The sequence below is a fragment of the Paraburkholderia sp. SEWSISQ10-3 4 genome (genome assembly GCF_030464785.1).
In the GTDB taxonomy this organism is placed as follows: Bacteria; Pseudomonadota; Gammaproteobacteria; order Burkholderiales; family Burkholderiaceae; genus Paraburkholderia; species Paraburkholderia aspalathi.
This window is the reverse complement of sequence record NZ_JALPRI010000001.1, coordinates 871,212-888,096: the sequence shown is the minus strand read 5'-3', so window position 1 is coordinate 888,096 and position 16,885 is coordinate 871,212. Positions and strand designations below refer to the sequence as shown.

The following is a 16,885-nucleotide window of genomic DNA, read 5'->3' as shown; positions in this document are numbered from 1 at the left end:
GCGGCGAGATCAGGCCTGCTGCGGCACGGCCGAATTTTCAAACAGCTTTCGCTAGAAAACCATTTGCAGACGGAACGACCGATGAATACTCACGCCGACTCCTTGACCGATTCAACCGGCACGCCGCTGGCGTCGCGCTATACCCGCACGGCGATAACGCTGCACTGGCTGATTGCGCTGCTGATGATCGGCAATGTGGTACTCGGCCTGACCGCCGAATCATGGCCTGACGACTGGGTGCGTCCGGTGGTCGACACGCATAAGTCGATCGGCATCACCGTGCTCGGTCTCGCGTTGATGCGCATCTTGTGGCGCGTGACGCACAAGCCGCCGCCGTTGCCGCGTGAGTTTCCGTCGTGGGAAAAAATCGCCGCACACGTTGCCCATTTCTTGCTGTACCTGCTGATGATCGCGCTGCCGCTTTCCGGCTGGCTGCACGATTCCGCGTGGAAAGATGCTGCCACGCATCCCATGCATCTGTTCAACCTGTTTCCCTGGCCGCGCATCGGCTATGTGATGAATCTCGATCCGGTGCTCAAGGAGACACTGCACGACCGCTTCGGCGCCTTGCATACGTGGCTCGGCTACGCGCTGTATGCGTTGCTGGCAATGCATATCGGCGGCGCGCTGAAGCATCAATGGATTGATCGCAAGTCGGTTCTGAAACGCATGGTGCCGTAAGCATCGCCACGCTGCTTTCTATCTAATAACCACCAACGACGAACTCGGCAGTCATTTTGAAGAAAACTCTGGAACAGGCGCTCGCCCTCGCATCGCCGCGCATACTGCCGCGTCCCACTACGCTGCTCAGCACGCTGATTCATTTCAGCGTCGTCGTGCTGTGGTTGCTGCTGTTCGCCCGCGCATTCTTTCTACAAGGTGTGGTGGCGTGGTCGACCGGCATCGCGTATGTCGTGTACGACACCTTGCTGCTTGCGTTCGTCACCTGGAAAACGCTGCCGCTGATGCGGCCCACGCCGCCGCTCGAGCCGGACTTCGATGCGCGCAACTTGCCGGACATGGGTGTGATTGTCGCGTCGCATAACGAGGCAACGGTACTGCCGGTGACGCTCGCCGCGCTACTGCGTCAGACACATGGCCCGGCGCAAATTGTGATCGCCGACGACGGTTCCACCGATGCCACCCACGCGCTGCTCACCGAACGCTTTGGCCTCACTGCCGCCGCTGACGGCGTGCTGAGCGCGCCGAGTTCGCTGTACCCGAATCTATACTGGCTGCGCGTGCCGCACGGCGGCAAGGCGCGAGCGCTGAACGCCGCCATCATGGTCATGACCACCGAGACCGTGATGACCGTCGACGCCGACACGCTGCTCGACGACGACGCTACTTACGCGATGCGCGCCGCCTTCGCGAGTGAACCGAAGCTGGTCGCGGCGGCCGGCATTCTGGTGCCGGTGTGCGGCAAATCGGTGTCGGGCCGCGTGTTCCAGTGGTTCCAGACCTACGAGTACATGCGCAACTTCATCGCCCGTTTTGCGTGGATGCGCGCCGACAGTCTGCTGCTGATTTCCGGCGCCTTCGCGTCGTTCAGGCGTGACGCGCTGGTCGACGTGGGCGGTTTCGATCCGCAGTGCCTGGTCGAAGACTACGAACTGATTCATCGGCTGCGCCGCTATTCGGTCGATCATGATCTCGGCTGGGACGTGCGTGTGGTCGGCGATGCCCATGCGCACACCGACGCGCCGGACAACCTCGGCAGTTTCCTGCGGCAGCGCCGCCGCTGGTTTGCGGGTTTCCTGCAAACGCAATACTGGAACCGCGACATGACCGGCAACCCGCGCTACGGCAAGATGGGCATGCTGATGCTGCCGGTCAAGGCCATCGATACGATGCAGCCGATCTACGGGTTGACCGCCTTCGCGTTGCTGCTCGGCTTTCTGTTCGGCGGGCATGGCGCGATCGTCGTGTCGATTTTCAGCGTGATCGGCCTTAAAACGGCGATCGACCTCGCGTTTTATCTCTGGTGTATCCATCTGTATCGCCGCTGGACTGGCCATCGCACCGGCTCCAGTTTGTGGATGGCGGTGCTGGCGGCGATCGCCGAGCCATTCACATTCCAGCTCGTGCGACACGTCGGCGCTCTGCTCGGCTGGCTGCATTTCCTGCGCGGCGGACGCTCGTGGGGCGTGCAACGCCGCTCCGGGCTCGTGACGCGCGACGAAAGCTAGCCGCCGATCATCTGACCAAAGGCATATGGAGAGGAAGAATGGCTCGCCAACCCAACGGGCGGCGAGCCGGACACGGCACGCAGGCGGGGGAACCATGCCGCTTCGGGTTCGAGTAGACTGTACGGCGATGTCGGCCCGCGAATTGCAGGGCGACCACCTTCTATCCGCTCGTGCACGGAGGCTCCACCTATGCATGCTGTTCCCCCGCTCGAACAAGACACCGTCGATGCGCCGGTCGATGCGTCGCCTGCTCATACAGCCGCGCAAACCAACGCCTCAACAGGCGCGAAACCCCACGCGCCGGATCAGGCCGCCAACGACGCCCCAGTGCGCGATCTGCGGCGCGTAGGTATTCACCCTGATTACTGGTATCCGCTCGCGTGGTCGCATGAGGTGAAGCGGGGCAAGACGCATGGTGTGACGTTCGCGGGTGAGCCGATCGTGCTGGCGCGTACGGAGTCCGGCAAGGTGTTCGCGCTCGAAGACCGCTGCGCGCATCGCCAGGTACCGTTGCATCAGGGCGTGGTGGACGGCGAGTCGATCCGCTGCGGCTATCACGGCTGGACCTACGACTGCTCCGGCACCTGCATCGACGTGCCGTATCTGGGCCGCGACCGGCTGCCCAATGGCGTGCGTTCTTATCCGTGCCGCGAAGTCGAAGGCCTGATTTTTGTGTTTCCCGGCAATGCCGAGTTGGCCGAAGAACGGCCGCTACCCGCGTTCAGCTCCGTATCCGACAAAAAGTACAAGACGCGCCGTTTCGGCCGTCCGGTGAATTGCCACTATTCGTTCATGCACGAGAATCTGATGGATATGAACCATCAGTTCCTGCATCGCCGCCAGATGGGTCAGATGCGCGCACGTTCGCTGGGCCGGCGGCGCGGCGAGGGCTGGGTCGAAGTCGATTACACGTTTGCGCGCATGGCCGGCCAGCAGCCGATCGGCGAGGCGATCGTGTTCGGCCAGAGCCGCAAGACCGGTGGCGACAACGACAAGGACGTGATGACGATCCGCACCGAGTATCCGTATCAGACGCTGCAGATCCGCACGTCCGATCAGACGCTGGTGATGGATTTGTGGATCGTCTACGTGCCGCTCGATCGTGAGCAGCGTACGAACCGCACCTTTGGCCTGCTATCGATTCGCAAACCGGGCATTCCCGGCGTGCTGAATCTCGCGTGGCCGCTGCTCGTGTGGTTCACCGAACGCATTTTCAAGGAAGACCGCGAAATCGTCGAAGCGGAACAACGTGCGCACGATTCGCAGGGCGCGGACTGGAATCACGAGGTGTTTCCGGTCATCAACGAACTACGCGCGTTGTTGCGCGAAAGCGGCGCGCCGGATCAGGTGGTGGGTGCCGGCACGGGTGGCGCTGCCGTGATCCGCTTCTGGGATTCGCGTCACGGCAATCCATTGTCGAATACTTGATATTCGAGTTTTTTGGGCTTCGACCGTTGCCGCGATCGTGGCAACGGTGTCTGAGCATGCACGCGAGGTGGCGCTTTCGTAAGTCGGCTTTCCACCCGGTGGAGAATGAATCCATCTCCACCCGGTAGGGAATTCAGGCCGATCGAGCAGCGATAATGGCATCTGGCACGCCGAGGTTTGCGCCAATCGAGATGCGCGCGCCTCCGACCCGTGTACCATTTCGCTTTTTCCAATCTTTAAGAACGCCTCGTGACTACGCAACACATCCCCACCGCATCCCGTAAATCCCTCACTCTGCTGCAACTGCTGGGCCTCATCGGCGCCGCCGGCCTGATCGCAGCGATTGTGCTGAACCAGTTCGCCTGACCCCGCCACGAAGCCCTCGCTTCAAGCATCCGACCCTATGCCGGCGCTCGTCGCCGGCTTCATCGATATTCCGATTTGCCATGTACAAGAAGGGCGTCGCTGTAGAAATTCAGTTTTCTCCCGAACGGCTCAACGACGGCGCCGGCGATCCGTACTGGATCGATTTGACGCAGGTCGAAGCGCAACGGCTGTTGGAAACCCTGCAGGCACGCCTGGCTGAAAGTAGTGCGGGTACCGTCGCGCCTTTGGTTGTGAGCCTTGATGAGACGACGGCGGCGTCGCGCGCGGTCGATGCGCCACATGCCGCGGAAGAAAGCGCGGCGCCTGCGGACGACTTCAAACAATGGGTTTGCGTGATCTGCGGCTGGATCTACGACGAAGCCGCCGGCTTGCCGGAAGAAGGTATCGCGCCGGGCACCCGCTGGGCAGAGGTCCCGGCCGACTGGCGTTGCCCACTGTGCGACGTGGGCAAGGAAGATTTTGCGTTGGTCGAGTTTTAAGCCGGAAAATCCGCGCCGACCGTCGTGGCCTCCCACGCATCGAAGTCGCCGCGCATGAAGTCGAGCTTCTTGCGCGCCAGTTCGAGCGCGGCCTTGCCGAGCAGCAAACGCAGCGGTGGCTTGTCTGACAGCGCGGCGTCGATGATTGCCTGGGCGGCGCGCACCGGATCACCCGCCTGCTTGCCGCTGCGCGCCTCGGTCTGTTTGCGGCGCTCACCGGCCGTGGCCGCATAGTCGTCGATCTCCGTCGCTGATTGCTTGATCGACGGACCCGCCCAGTTCGTACGGAACGGGCCGGGTTCGACGATCAATACGTCGATACCGAGCGGCTTCACTTCCGTCGCGAGCGATTCGGACAAACCTTCCACCGCGTATTTGGTGGCGTGGTAATAACCGGTCGCGGCGAAACTCGTGATGCCGCCAATCGACGACACATTCACAATCAAGCCACTGTGCTGCTCACGCATGATCGGCAACACCGCCTTCGTTATATCGACCAGACCGAACACGTTGGTCTCGAACATGGCGCGGACTTCGTCGTCCTCGCCTTCTTCGATCGCGGCCAGATAGCCGTAACCCGCGTTATTGACGAGCGCGTCGATGCGCCCGAAACGCTGCTTGGCCTGCGTGACCACGTCGTCGATCTGCTTGCGGTTCGTCACGTCGAGCGGCAGAACCAACGCGCGGTCGCCGTGCGCTTCGGCGATATCTTTCACTTTCGACGCGTCGCGTGCGGTGACCACCGCGCGCCATCCGCGCGCCAGCACCAACTTCGCCAACTCGCGGCCGAAGCCGGTGGAACAGCCTGTAATCAGCCAGACGGGATTGTCTCGATTCATCATTTGGGAAACTCCTGTTGATGGGCGAACGTGGCGCGGGTTGTTGGTCGAATAGCGCCCTTATTGCTACTTGCGTTTTGAGTGGGTTTTTAATTGTATTCTTAACTCAGCGGCCTCGCTTTGCAGCGCTTCAACGAATGCGCCGGCCAGCGGATGGCTCGGACGATGCTCCGGATGAACCACGCTCACCCGAAACGGCAACGACACGGCGAGCGGCCGGATATGCAAATTGCGGCCCGCGAAATCCAGCGCCGTAAGCGGATTGACGATGGCCACGCCGAGACCTTGCCGCACGAAACTGCACACGGAGACGGCGGTGGGCGTCTCGATCATCTGGCGGCGCGCGATGCCCGCTTGCGTGAAGGCTTCGTCGATCTGAATCCGGTACGGATCGTTCGACGACAGGCTGATGAAGGGCTGATTCGCGAAGTCTTTCAATTCGATCACGCGCTTGGCGAGCAATGGATGCCCATCGGGCAGCACGCAAACTTCGTCCACTTCGAGCAAGGGCGTCAGGCGTGTTCCAGCAGGCGGCGCGCCGTGTTCGGTCAAGCCGAGGTCATAACGCTGCGCGGTCAGCCATTCTTCGAGAAACGGTGATTCCTGTGTTGCGATCGAGAGACTGACGCCGGGCTGTACATCGTGAAAACGCTTCGCCGCGCCTGGCAGGATCGAGTGCGAAAACGCGGGCAACGCGATGATGGAAAGCTGGCCGCCCTGGAATTCGCGCAGACTTGCCGCCGTGGACGCCACCCGTTCGAGCCCGATATACGTGCGCTTGATTTCATCGAACAGCGTCAACGCGGACATGGTCGGACGCAGCCGCCCATGCACGCGTTCGAACAAGGCAAAACCGATGCTCTGTTCCATGCGCGCCAGCTCGCGGCTTACCGTGGGCTGCGAGGTGAAGAGCATCTCGGCTGCTTTGGTGACGCTGCCTGCTGTCATCAACGCGCGGAAGACTTCGATATGTCGATGAGTGAGCGCCATGATGTGTATATCAAGAATGAATGGATTCACAAAGAATAGGTATTTTACTGAATGACCGGTTCTCAGCATCATGTTGCTCACTAATGCTTCGATATAGAGAGCCGCGAACCGTGACCACAGCCAATCCCACACAACTCGTCGAACTTGCGCGTCAGTACGGCACGCCCCTTTGGGTCTATGACGCCGATGTGATCCGCCAGCGTATTGCCGAATTGCGTAGTTTCGACGTGATTCGCTATGCGCAGAAGGCGTGTTCGAATGTACACATCCTGAAGCTGATGCGCGACGAAGGGGCGATGGTCGATGCGGTGTCTTTAGGCGAAATCTCGCGCAGTCTCGCGGCGGGTTTCACGCCGGATGGCGATCCAGAGGGCGTGGTTTTTACGGCTGACCTCGTCGATCACGCAACGCTGGCTGCAGTGATCGAGCATCGCATCACGGTCAACGCCGGGTCGCTCGATATGCTTGAACGTATTGGACGGCAGGCGCCTGAAGGGCACCGTGTGTGGCTGCGGATCAATCCTGGTTTCGGCCACGGGCATAGCAACAAAACCAATACGGGCGGCGAGCATAGCAAGCACGGTATCTGGCTTGACGACGTGCCGCTGGCGATTGCCATGGTGCGGCGTTACGGTCTGAAGTTGGTCGGGCTGCACATGCACATCGGTTCCGGCGTCGACTACACGCATCTATCGCGGGTATGCGATGCGATGGTCGAAGCGGTGCAAGGCTTGGGCCACGATATCGAAGCGATTTCGGCCGGTGGCGGTTTGTCGGTGCCGTATAGCGAAGGCGAACCGCGGATCGACGTCGAACATTATTTCCGTCTTTGGGACGCGGCACGCAAGCAGGTCGAAGCGCGTCTCGGGCATCGCGTGAGACTCGAAATCGAACCGGGGCGTTTTCTGGTCGCCGAAGCGGGCGTGCTGGTTGCCGAGGTGCACGCGCTGAACCGGCGGCCGAACCGGCAGTTCGCCTTGGTGGATGCGGGATTCAATGATCTGGTGAGGCCGTCGTTTTACGGCAGCCATCATGAGATGACGGTGGTGAAGGGTAGTGGCGTGCCGAGCGAAGCACCGGCTGGCTCTTTCGCGGTGGCCGGGCCGTTGTGTGAAGCGGGCGATGTGTTCACGCAGGAGGCGGGCGGTGTCGTCACGAGCCGCTCCATGCCGGCTCCTGAAGTAGGGGACTTCGTCGTGTTTCATGACACCGGGGCATATGGCGCGGCGATGTCATCGAACTACAACAGCCGGCCGCTGGCGCCTGAGGTGTTGGTGGAGAACGGCACGCCGCGGTTGATTCGGCGCAGGCAAACTATCGAGGAGTTGATCGCGCTCGAAACGCCAGATTGATTTTGTCGAGCGTGGTTGCTGCGAGCGCTCGTTGGGCTCTTTATGCTCCAACGCTCATCGCGCCCGCACAGTGCGCATGTACGACGCAATCATCGTCGCGAGTTCCTGTGCGGCTGGCGTGACAGGAATCGCCGCGCGCTGCAACAGGCAGACGTTCTGTTCGACCGCCCGTTCGCGCACATTGATCGACGTGAGCGTGCTCGCAAACGGCCCACGCTTCACGACAATCGACGACTCCAGCGACAGGCAGTCCGTCGCGCCAACCAGATGCAGCGTCTCATACAGACCTTCAACCGTCGCGATGATTTTCGGCGGCGGCAGACTGTGGCTCTCAAACAGATGGTTCAGCCGATTGACCTGCGGATCGTCAGTGAGATTCGGCGAGGGCGTCGCCACCCAAGTGCAATCGGCGAGATCGGCAATCGAGGTGGCACCCGCTTTCGGATGACCGCGACGGCAGACCACCACAGGATCGGACGGATAGAGCGGCGTCACGGACAGATCGGCCGTATCGGTGTGCTTCGACACTAGCGCGACGGCGAAATCGAGCCTACCTTCGCGAATCCACGAAATCATCATCCGCGAGGTGCCGGTGCGCAAATGCACCGCGACCCGCTCGAAGCGCGCGCGGAATTCCATCAGCACCGGCGCGAAGGCATCGATCAGCGGCTCGGTGGTCATGCCGAACGTGACCTCGCCCGCGTAGTCGCCACGCAACTGCTGCACTTCCTGCTCGGCCCGCTCGCATTCGCCGAGAATCGCGCCGGCGCGCTGCAAGAGCCGCTGGCCGAGCGCGGTCAGCGCGATGCCGCGGTTCGTGCGGGTGAATAACGTCGCGCCCAGCATCGATTCGAGGTTCTGCAACTGCTGCGTGATGCCGCTCTGGGCGATGCCGAGCGCCCGCGACGCCGCGCGAATGCTGCCGTGCTCGGCAACGGCGGTGAACGCGCGTAGCTGGGAGATCGTCAGCGCCATGAGAAGTCTCTGTGATCGGTAAAAGTGATCATGATATTACTTTCGGGACTTCTTTGAGGCGCAACGGCGGCATAGGATGGCCCAGTAGTAATCCGCCCAACCCACACCCGCCTCCCATGAAAATTCCGCTGATGATCCTGAGCGCCGCGCTGGCTTTCAGCAGTGCTGCGTTTGCCGCCGACCCCGCCACGCTGCGCCTCGGCATCGATCCGACCTATCCGCCGATGGACTCCAAGGCGCCCGACGGCAGCTTCAAAGGTTTCGACGTCGATCTCGGCAACGAGATCTGCCGGCGCATCCATGCGCATTGCCAGTGGGTCGAACTCGAATTCTCGGGGATGATTCCGGCGCTGCAGGCGCGCAAGATCGACGCGATCCTTTCGTCGATGGCGATCACAGAGAAACGTGAGCAACAGATTCTGTTTTCGTCGAAGCTGTTCCAGTTCAAATCGCGGCTGATCGCGCGACAAGGTTCGGCGCTCGCGGGCGGTTTGAATGCGTTGGCTGGCAAGCAGATCGGTGTGCAGTCGGGGACGCAGTTCGAGGGTTACGCCCTGAAGAATTGGGCGCCGCTTGGTGTGCACGTGGTTGCGTACAAGAGTCAGGATGAGGTGTTCGCCGACTTGCAGAACGGTCGCCTCGATGGCGCGCTGCTCGGATCTGTTGAAGCCGACTACGGCTTTTTGCGCACGCCGGCGGGGAAGGGGTTTGCGTTTGTCGGCGAGCCGCTTTCGATGGGTGATCGCGGCGTAGGTATCGGTCTGCGCAAGGATGAGACTGCGGTGCAGGCGTCCATTAACGAGGCGATTGCTTCGATGCGCAAGGACGGTACGTACGCGCAGATTGCGAAGAAGTACTTCGACTTCGATCCGTACGGCAACTGATTTTCTCACTTCATATTTTTCTCCAGGCTTTTTGCTCTCATGAATAAGCAATCGATTCCGCTTCTGTCGCCGGCCATCGGCACGCACCGCGAACTGGTGTCGTTTCATTTTGGTCCTGCGGATAGCGGACAGAAGATATATATCCAGTCGTCGCTGCATGCTGATGAAACGCCGGCGATGCTGACGACGGTTTTGCTTAAGCGTCGATTGCTTGAACTGGAGAAGCAAGGTGCGTTGAACGCGGAAATCGTGCTGGTGCCGGTCGCGAATCCGGTTGGGCTTGGACAGTACGTACTCGGGCAGTTTCTTGGGCGCTTCGATCTGGGCAGCGGCAAGAACTTCAATCGACACTTCATGCAGTTTTCGAAACTGGTGGAGCGGGCTAAGGATGCGTTGGGTACGGATGCTGCGGAGAATCGGCGGATTGTTCGCGAGTTGATTGCTGCTGAACTGGCTGAGCAGAAACCGTTGACTGAGTTCGAGTCGCTGCAGTTGGCTTTGCTGAAGCTTTCGTTCGATGCGGATGTGGTGATCGATTTGCATTGCTCGTTGGAAGCGGCGATGCATCTCTATACCAGTGAGGCGGCGTGGCCTGAGTTTGAACCTCTGTCACGGTATCTTGGTGCGCAGGCTTCGTTGCTGGCGACTAACTCGGGTGGGGAGTCGTTTGATGAGACGCATAGCTTGTTGTGGTGGCAACTGCAGGAAGCTATGCCTGCTGATAAGCCGGTACCCAATGGGGCGATTGCTGTCACTGTGGAATGCCGTGGGCAACGGGATGTGTCTTACGAAGTCGCGCAGGAGGATGCGGACGCGTTGGTCGATTATCTGGTCTGGCGGAAGGCTATTAAGCTTGATGTGAAGCCTTTGCCCGAGTTGCTTGAGCCTGCGACGCCGCTCGCTGGCAGCGAGCAGTTTTATGCGCCCGTTAGCGGGATTCTGATTCATCGCGCGAAGATCGGGGACACGATTCGTGTTGGGCAGCCCTTGTTCGATATCGTCGATCCGTTGACGGATGAGACGACTACGCTCGTTAGCAATACCGAGGGTGTGTTTTATATGCGGCGCGCGATTCGGTTTGTGACGGCCGGGGCGCCGTTGGGGCGGGTTACGGGGAAGAAGGCGTTCAGGACCGGGGTCTTGTTGGGGGCGTGAGAGTCTTTGCCTTTTGTAGCGATTTTGTCTGAGGCTGTTAGGGCAGAGGAGTTTCCTTGCCGTGTGCTTACAACGCTGGTCTCGCGGCAAAAGGCGAGGCAAATGCCGTGCCGGACAGCAAAGGTATGGCCTGCCTTTTTCAGTTGGATCCGATGACCCTGAAGAATTTGAAACACTAACTGGTACGATCCAATTCGAGGAGGCTCCGGAGTCATCTGGAGCCCCATCTGCCACCGGCACAATTGGAACCCAGCCGGTATATATATCGGCGTCCCCGCGGACAGCTCATACGAGACTCCCACGAACCGTGACGGAATGCCATATCGCACCCGTCAGTTGCATCCCCGCTAGGACGGCCAAGCTAGGAGCTAGGTCCGAACACGTGCGCATAGTCGACCCCCGCGTATAGCGTCTGTCCCATCTGGAAGACCAGCAATTCATTCGGTCACATTCCATTATCACGCACTAGCATTGTGTCGCGGTCCGCACTTCGCCAGCGCCAATCCGCCTACCTGCCCAAGCAACACAGATAGCCGATCGATAGCCGCTTTCTTCGATGTGTCTGACCATTCCCGGCACCAATGCAGAAATTTCTGCTAGACGCGTGCAGATCGTTTCTTCGATGATTGCGAGGCACGCTAAAAAGTGCCCGAGCGAGAAAAGCCCGCTGCGCCAGCACCTGTTCACCGCTCCGACGCATGGTCAGGACAGCACCGGAATAAGATAAATGAATTGCACAAGAAAATACCTGGGCATTGCCGCCTTGATCATCATTTCCCTACTAGCGTTTTCTCTGGGATGCTTTTTTATAAGGAAGCAAGATACAGAAAAGACTACGGCCGGTGCGGTGGCGGGAGGTGATGCAAGGATCATCAATGCCAACTCAAACGGCAACGATCCTACTGTATCGATGAATCCATATCCGGCGTCGTCGCCGATACACGGTGAGTTCAATGAATTCCGCAATTGGGTGCTGAATAACAAGAAACTGGCGGCTCTTAGCGACGCGGCAGGTCCCCGTCATCTGTTGAGGCTGTCCGGCCAGCTAGCAGTAAAGGGATTGCCTCGACTATCCACTGATCTACTTGAGCAGCGACTGTCCGCTGTCACCAAGATATTGCCATCGCTGGACACCCATATGTGCAGCACGTTTCTAAAAGGCGGACTCAACGCCATGGAGTTCACGGTCCAAGCTTCTTCAGTCATGGAATCGTTTAGCGACGACGAAGCAAAAGCATGGTTCGCTATTAACAAAGCTGCCATTGAGGCACAACTGGATGGGTCGCCGCTTATCGTGCTGTCAACTGAAGACGCAACGCGGGGCGTTCTAAAAATCGCAAGATCGATGTATGAGCCGGAATCCACGGCATTTATTTCCGGGTTGACTAGCTTGAAGACAGCGAACGATGAGGATGCTTGCGCGACAGTTCGAACACTCTACTCCAAAGGGAACGCTCTGCCCGAGCCTTATCGGGGATATATGGCAAGGATGCTTCTCACAGGAAAAGAGGGAAATGAAAAATTTTGATGCCAGCCACTATTTGATATCGAGTGCGAATTTATCTTATTCCGTCTCGTATTTTTCGACACACCTGAACATTCCTGGCATCAATACAGAAATTTCCGCATGGCAACGCGCAGCGTTTCTTCGAATATTGCGGCCACGCTAAAAGGTTCCCGAGCGACAGAAGGCTGCCACACCAGCGCCTGCTCACCGCTCCGATACATGGTTAGGACCGCACTGGAATGACACAAATGAGCTACAAAAAGAGATGCTTGGCCATTTCCGCTTTAATCGTCACTTCGCTGGCGGCGTTTTTCCTTGGATGCCTATTTACGAAGAAGCACGATGCCGGCAAGACTACGATCGGCGATGACAAGATAAGCAATCTAATCTTGAATGACCCCAATGCATGGATAAATCCGTATTCGGCGTCATCACCAATACATCGCGAGTTCGATGAATTTAAAAAATGGATGCTGAATAACAAGAAACTGGCAGGCGTCAACGATTCAGCGAGTCCCGGCCATCTGTTGCGGTTATCCGACCAACTGCAGACAAAGGGAGTGCCCAGGTTACCGACTAACCTGCTGGAGCAACGTTTGTCCTCTGTTAGCAAGATATTGCCGTCGCTGGATACCCATCTGTGTAGCACGCTTCTAAAAGGCGGATTTAGCACCACAGAGTTCATGGTCCAAGCTTCTTCGGTCTTGGAATCATTTAGCGACGAGGAAGCGAAAGCGTGGTTCCTTGTCAATAAAACTGCCATCGAGGCACAACTGGATGGATCACCGCTCATCGTTCTGTCTGCTGAAGACGCGGCGCGAGGCATTCTGGAAATCGCAAAGTCAATGTATGGACCGCAATCCAGAGCCTTCATTGCCGGGCTAACTGGCCTGAAGACAGCGAACGATGAAGATACGTGCACGACGGTCCGAATCCTTTACACCAAAGGCAATTCGCTGCCTGAGCCCTATCGCGGATACATGGCGAGGTGGCTTCTCACAGGAAAAGAGGGAAATGAAAAACTTTGATAACGACAACTCGAAATAAAAAACTCGAGCTGGTTGACGGTGCTTTGATGTTACGTTTTTACCTTTAAATGGGACTGCCACACTATGATGGTCTATTCTGTTTCTGATCTTCTCGAACCATTATTCGATACAGGCGCGTCGATCGGTATCGCCATGGAGACAGCGGCCGGGGGCGACAAAGTAGGCACGGCTGTCGCCGTCGGTACGGCAATTGCCAGTGCTCAAGCGACCCTAACTGACAGTGCAACTCTAGGGACGCTTAGCTCAATAGTCGGCACCGGTTATGGGATTGCGACGGCGTTCGACAAACTCGGGAATCAGATTGACACAATGTCCGGTTCGCTGACTGCATACAACGAGGCAGTAGCGTCTGGCAATCAGGGTTCAATAAGCGCTGCTGGCCTAGCAGTGACAAGTTCCGTATCGACTGTGGTTAACACTATTGGGTCGCTGATCGCGGGTGTTGCTGGTGCGCTAGCGGCGGCTGGTGCGGCCGGATCGGCAGCGTTGGCCCCCATTGCCAGTCTCGGTCTGGCGATTTCGGCTGCAGCGGGATTGTTGGCGATGACCGCAAGCAACGCAGTTACGGACGCAGTAAAAGCTGCCGCAAACGAAATCAGTAATCTGCTCAATGACATCGAGTCGCAGCTGGGTACAGGCTCGCCGGATTCCGGTCAGACGGGAGCGCTTGGTGCTGGTGGGACCGGGCCAGAATCCGGTGCTGGCGGCGCCGCAATGGGCAAATATCAGGAAACGTATCCTCTAATCAGCCCACTTGTCCTCGACCTGACTGGTTCGGGAATCAACCTGACTCCGCTGAACACAAGTTCTCCATACTTCGACTTGACCAACAATGGTTTCGCCCGCCAAACCGGCTGGGTTGGTGCCGGTATGGGGTTGCTTTGTTTCGATCCGAACGACCAGAACATCACGAATATCACCCAGCTATTCGGCAATGAAACGACTGACGGATTTGACATCCTGCGTAAGCTCGACGCCAATCACGACAATGTTATCGACGCATCCGATCCCGAATTCGCAAGCCTACGGGTGTGGGTCGATGCCAACGGGAACGGCACTTCGGATTCAGGCGAACTCTACACACTCAGTCAGCTCGGCATCGTTTCTATCAACCTGAATGCCACTGCGGTAACTGAGACCATCGCAGGCAATAAAATAAGTTCGATTAGCAGTTATACGCTGGCAGACGGCACCACTCGCGAAATTGTCGATGCATGGTTCGCCAACAGCACGATGAACACCAAATCGCTTACGCCAGTCGATGTGACAGCAACTGCAGCGGCGCTCCCTCAATTGGCAGGCGCAGGGATATTGCGCGACCTGCGCTCGGCCATGACGCTCGATCCAGATTTGCAGAATCTCGTGCAGATCTTTGTGAAGCAACCGCCTGGCACCAGCCCCTCCAGCTTGGAATCGGCTGCGCAAGCGATTCTTTTCCAGTGGGCGGGGGTTACTCAAGTGGCGCCCACGTCGCGTGGTGGCTCGATTGACGCACGGCAACTTAGCTTCGTAGAACAGTACCTGGGCCGGCCGTTCAATACAACCGGCGACGGTGCCAACCCGGGAATCAGGGCGGCTGCCTACTTGCAACAATCCTGGAATGATCTGTACGACGCGGCGTTGGCACGCCTCGTCTTGCAATCGCCTCTGGGTGCGAGCATGGCGCCCGAATTCAGGTACGACGCCGCCACCGATACGGTCCAGGCGACTGCTACGTTCGCACCGGCACTAGCCGCAGCCTTCCAGCGTCTCGGCACGATTAACGCCGCAAATCTTGCTTCGTGGGATCTGCTGTTACGCGTCGCAGACGCAGCGCGATTTGACATGGGGATGTCCAACTCGGTGTTCGAGAAATACGTTGCCGCTGCGACGAACGACACCGTCGCATCGATTGCGAACGCCATTGCCTTGGGCCTCCAGATCAGCATCGACGGATCGGGGCGCATCCAGGAAACCGGCAGCACGATCTATCACGATTTCTATGCTGGTCCGGGAGTTAGTGTGCTGATCGGTGAGCGCGCTGGCAACGACCCAAGCAACCAGTTGCCGGGTCACGATGTATTCCACTACTCCGCCGGTGATGGCGTCGTGGAAATTCGCGAAAGTGACCCAAACTCCAGCGCGGCTGCCAACACACTGAGCTTCGGTTCGGGGATCGACCCGTCATCGATCAAAGCCAGGGTCCTGAGCAACGGCGACATGGTGCTGACCGACGGCGTCACAGGCGACCAGATTACGCTGGTAGGGGAACTACGCGACAGCGGCGGGGGCGTCCAGTTTGTGCAGTTTGCAGATGGCACAACATGGACGAGGTATCAGTTGATTCAGGTTGCCGCACTCTGTGGAACATCGGGTAATGACAAGCTCTACGGGACTGCCAGCGCGGAAGTATTCGATGGCAAAGGCGGCAACGATTATGTCCAGGGCGGTGGCGGTGGAGATACGTTCATCTTCAACGCGGGGTACGGAAAACTGGAAATTTACGAATCGGACAAGAGCAACAGTCCCTACAACGTTCTTCAGCTTGGCCCTGGAATCAACAAATCGTCGGTCAGGGTACGGGGGACAAGCAGTGGCAATCTGGTGCTAACGGACGGTATCGCGGGGGATCAGATCACCCTGGACTCGGCAATGCTCTTTGATTCAATGGGAGTGCAGGCGGTACGGTTCTCTGACAACACAATCTGGACGCGTCAGCAGCTAATTCAGATGGCCACTACGGGCACGGCGGGTAATGACACGCTCTATGGAACTGGCAACGCCGAGGTATTCGACGGAAAGGGCGGCAATGATTACGTCGTGGGTGGCGGCGGTGGCGATACGTTCATCTTTAATGCGGGCTACGGAAAACTTGAGATTAGTGAATATGATTCCGCCAGCGCGCCGCATAACGTGCTCCAACTGGGTACGGGAATCAGTGCGTCATCAGTCGCGGTGAGGAGCACGAGCAATTCCGGCATTGTGCTGACGGACGGCATCGCGGGCGACCAGATCACGCTGGATTCGTTTATGAGCGGCAGATCCTGGGGAGTGCAAGAGGTGCAATTCGCCGATGGGACGACATGGAACAGACAGCAACTGCTCCAGATGGCGGCAACCGGTACGGCGGGCGACGACAAAATCTATGGAGCATCCAACGGGCTAGTATTCGACGGCAAGGGCGGCAATGACTATATCCAGAGTCAAGGCGGTGGCGACACGTTCATCTTCAATGCGGGCTACGGGAAACTGGAGATTTCGGAACTGGACTCAAGCAAGACGCCCCATAACGTGCTGCAACTGGGTGCGGGAATCAGCGCGTCATCAGTCACGGTGAAGGCCACGAGCAATTCCGGTATTGTGCTGACGGATGGCATCGCGGGTGACCAGATCACGCTGGATTCGTTTATGAACGGCAGCGCTTGGGGGGTGCAAGAGGTGCAGTTTGCCGATGGCACGACATGGAACAGGCAGCAACTGCTCCAAATGGCGACTGGCACGGTGAGCCTCGCCGATCGGCAAGTCAACAACCTGATTGCGGGCATGGCATCTTACGGCGCGCAATCGGCTGCTAATTCGCAGACGCTGGCTGCGATCCAGCAGCAACCGCAAGCGATGCTCGCGGCCAACCTGTACTAACACTTCCTTCATCTGCTGTTCAGGCATCCGCGG

At 58.6% G+C, this 16,885-nt stretch carries 13 protein-coding genes; 10 read left to right on the top strand and 3 right to left on the bottom strand.

The window, feature by feature from the left end; genetic code table 11:
- Positions 1-81 precede the first annotated feature (81 nt).
- From M0D68_RS04005 to M0D68_RS03990, 4 genes are all read left to right on the top strand, one after another.
- A complete protein-coding gene (locus tag M0D68_RS04005) occupies positions 82-681 on the top strand; it encodes a cytochrome b (protein WP_093634273.1) in 600 nt (199 codons plus the stop codon).
- A 56-nt stretch (positions 682-737) separates the two neighbouring features.
- Positions 738-2,189, top strand: a complete 1,452-nt coding sequence (locus M0D68_RS04000; protein WP_093634272.1) for a glycosyltransferase family 2 protein — start codon at positions 738-740, stop codon at positions 2,187-2,189.
- Between the two features lie 189 nt (positions 2,190-2,378).
- On the top strand, positions 2,379-3,617 hold the full coding sequence (locus M0D68_RS03995) for an aromatic ring-hydroxylating dioxygenase subunit alpha (protein WP_093634271.1): 1,239 nt from the start codon (positions 2,379-2,381) through the stop codon (positions 3,615-3,617).
- A gap of 446 nt (positions 3,618-4,063) precedes the next feature.
- Positions 4,064-4,483, top strand: coding sequence for a rubredoxin (locus M0D68_RS03990; protein WP_093634270.1), 420 nt, complete (start codon positions 4,064-4,066; stop codon positions 4,481-4,483).
- Here the strand turns inward: M0D68_RS03990 and M0D68_RS03985 are convergent.
- A complete protein-coding gene (locus M0D68_RS03985) occupies positions 4,480-5,325 on the bottom strand; it encodes an oxidoreductase (protein WP_266223842.1) in 846 nt (281 codons plus the stop codon). The two genes, M0D68_RS03990 and M0D68_RS03985, sit on opposite strands and share 4 nt — an antisense overlap.
- Positions 5,326-5,388: 63 nt before the next feature.
- Positions 5,389-6,312 (bottom strand): LysR family transcriptional regulator, encoded by a 924-nt coding sequence (locus M0D68_RS03980; protein WP_266223841.1) that lies wholly within the window; start codon positions 6,310-6,312, stop codon positions 5,389-5,391.
- 110 nt (positions 6,313-6,422) lie between these two features.
- On the opposite strand from M0D68_RS03980, the gene lysA reads away from it, so the two are divergent.
- Positions 6,423-7,664: a diaminopimelate decarboxylase gene (gene lysA, locus M0D68_RS03975; RefSeq protein WP_266223840.1), complete on the top strand. Its 1,242-nt coding sequence runs from the start codon at positions 6,423-6,425 to the stop codon at positions 7,662-7,664.
- Between the two features lie 54 nt (positions 7,665-7,718).
- Here the strand turns inward: lysA and M0D68_RS03970 are convergent, their stop codons facing one another.
- Positions 7,719-8,639 (bottom strand): LysR substrate-binding domain-containing protein, encoded by a 921-nt coding sequence (locus M0D68_RS03970; RefSeq protein ID WP_093634267.1) that lies wholly within the window; start codon positions 8,637-8,639, stop codon positions 7,719-7,721.
- 116 nt (positions 8,640-8,755) lie between these two features.
- Between M0D68_RS03970 and M0D68_RS03965 the strand changes: the two genes are divergently transcribed.
- The 5 genes from M0D68_RS03965 to M0D68_RS03945 all read left to right on the top strand — a co-directional run bounded on the left by M0D68_RS03965 (position 8,756) and on the right by M0D68_RS03945 (position 16,852).
- Positions 8,756-9,523 carry a transporter substrate-binding domain-containing protein gene (locus M0D68_RS03965; protein WP_054034078.1) on the top strand — a complete coding sequence of 256 codons (768 nt, stop codon included), beginning with the start codon at positions 8,756-8,758 and terminating at the stop codon, positions 9,521-9,523.
- A 39-nt stretch (positions 9,524-9,562) separates the two neighbouring features.
- The gene (locus M0D68_RS03960; protein ID WP_266223839.1) at positions 9,563-10,678 is read left to right on the top strand and encodes a succinylglutamate desuccinylase/aspartoacylase family protein; all 1,116 of its coding nucleotides are present in this window, start codon (positions 9,563-9,565) and stop codon (positions 10,676-10,678) included.
- Positions 10,679-11,405: 727 nt separating this feature from the next.
- Entirely contained in the window at positions 11,406-12,206 is an 801-nt protein-coding gene (locus M0D68_RS03955) for a hypothetical protein (RefSeq protein WP_266223838.1), read from the top strand.
- Between the two features lie 227 nt (positions 12,207-12,433).
- The gene (locus tag M0D68_RS03950; RefSeq protein WP_266223837.1) at positions 12,434-13,213 is read left to right on the top strand and encodes a hypothetical protein; all 780 of its coding nucleotides are present in this window, start codon (positions 12,434-12,436) and stop codon (positions 13,211-13,213) included.
- 84 nt (positions 13,214-13,297) lie between these two features.
- Positions 13,298-16,852, top strand: coding sequence for a calcium-binding protein (locus tag M0D68_RS03945; protein WP_266223836.1), 3,555 nt, complete (start codon positions 13,298-13,300; stop codon positions 16,850-16,852).
- Positions 16,853-16,885: the final 33 nt, after the last annotated feature.

What these genes read in the sequence shown, in the direction of transcription:
- M0D68_RS03955 (WP_266223838.1), top strand. Translation starts at nt 11,406, where the DNA reads ATGAATTGCACAAGAAAATACCTGGGCATTGCCGCCTTGATCATCATT.
- M0D68_RS03945 (WP_266223836.1), top strand. Translation starts at nt 13,298, where the DNA reads ATGATGGTCTATTCTGTTTCTGATCTTCTCGAACCATTATTCGATACA.
- M0D68_RS03950 (WP_266223837.1), top strand. Translation starts at nt 12,434, where the DNA reads ATGAGCTACAAAAAGAGATGCTTGGCCATTTCCGCTTTAATCGTCACT.
- M0D68_RS03985 (WP_266223842.1), bottom strand. Translation starts at nt 5,325, where the DNA reads ATGATGAATCGAGACAATCCCGTCTGGCTGATTACAGGCTGTTCCACC.
- M0D68_RS03995 (WP_093634271.1), top strand. Translation starts at nt 2,379, where the DNA reads ATGCATGCTGTTCCCCCGCTCGAACAAGACACCGTCGATGCGCCGGTC.
- M0D68_RS03965 (WP_054034078.1), top strand. Translation starts at nt 8,756, where the DNA reads ATGAAAATTCCGCTGATGATCCTGAGCGCCGCGCTGGCTTTCAGCAGT.
- M0D68_RS03990 (WP_093634270.1), top strand. Translation starts at nt 4,064, where the DNA reads ATGTACAAGAAGGGCGTCGCTGTAGAAATTCAGTTTTCTCCCGAACGG.
- M0D68_RS03960 (WP_266223839.1), top strand. Translation starts at nt 9,563, where the DNA reads ATGAATAAGCAATCGATTCCGCTTCTGTCGCCGGCCATCGGCACGCAC.
- M0D68_RS03980 (WP_266223841.1), bottom strand. Translation starts at nt 6,312, where the DNA reads ATGGCGCTCACTCATCGACATATCGAAGTCTTCCGCGCGTTGATGACA.
- M0D68_RS03970 (WP_093634267.1), bottom strand. Translation starts at nt 8,639, where the DNA reads ATGGCGCTGACGATCTCCCAGCTACGCGCGTTCACCGCCGTTGCCGAG.
- M0D68_RS04005 (WP_093634273.1), top strand. Translation starts at nt 82, where the DNA reads ATGAATACTCACGCCGACTCCTTGACCGATTCAACCGGCACGCCGCTG.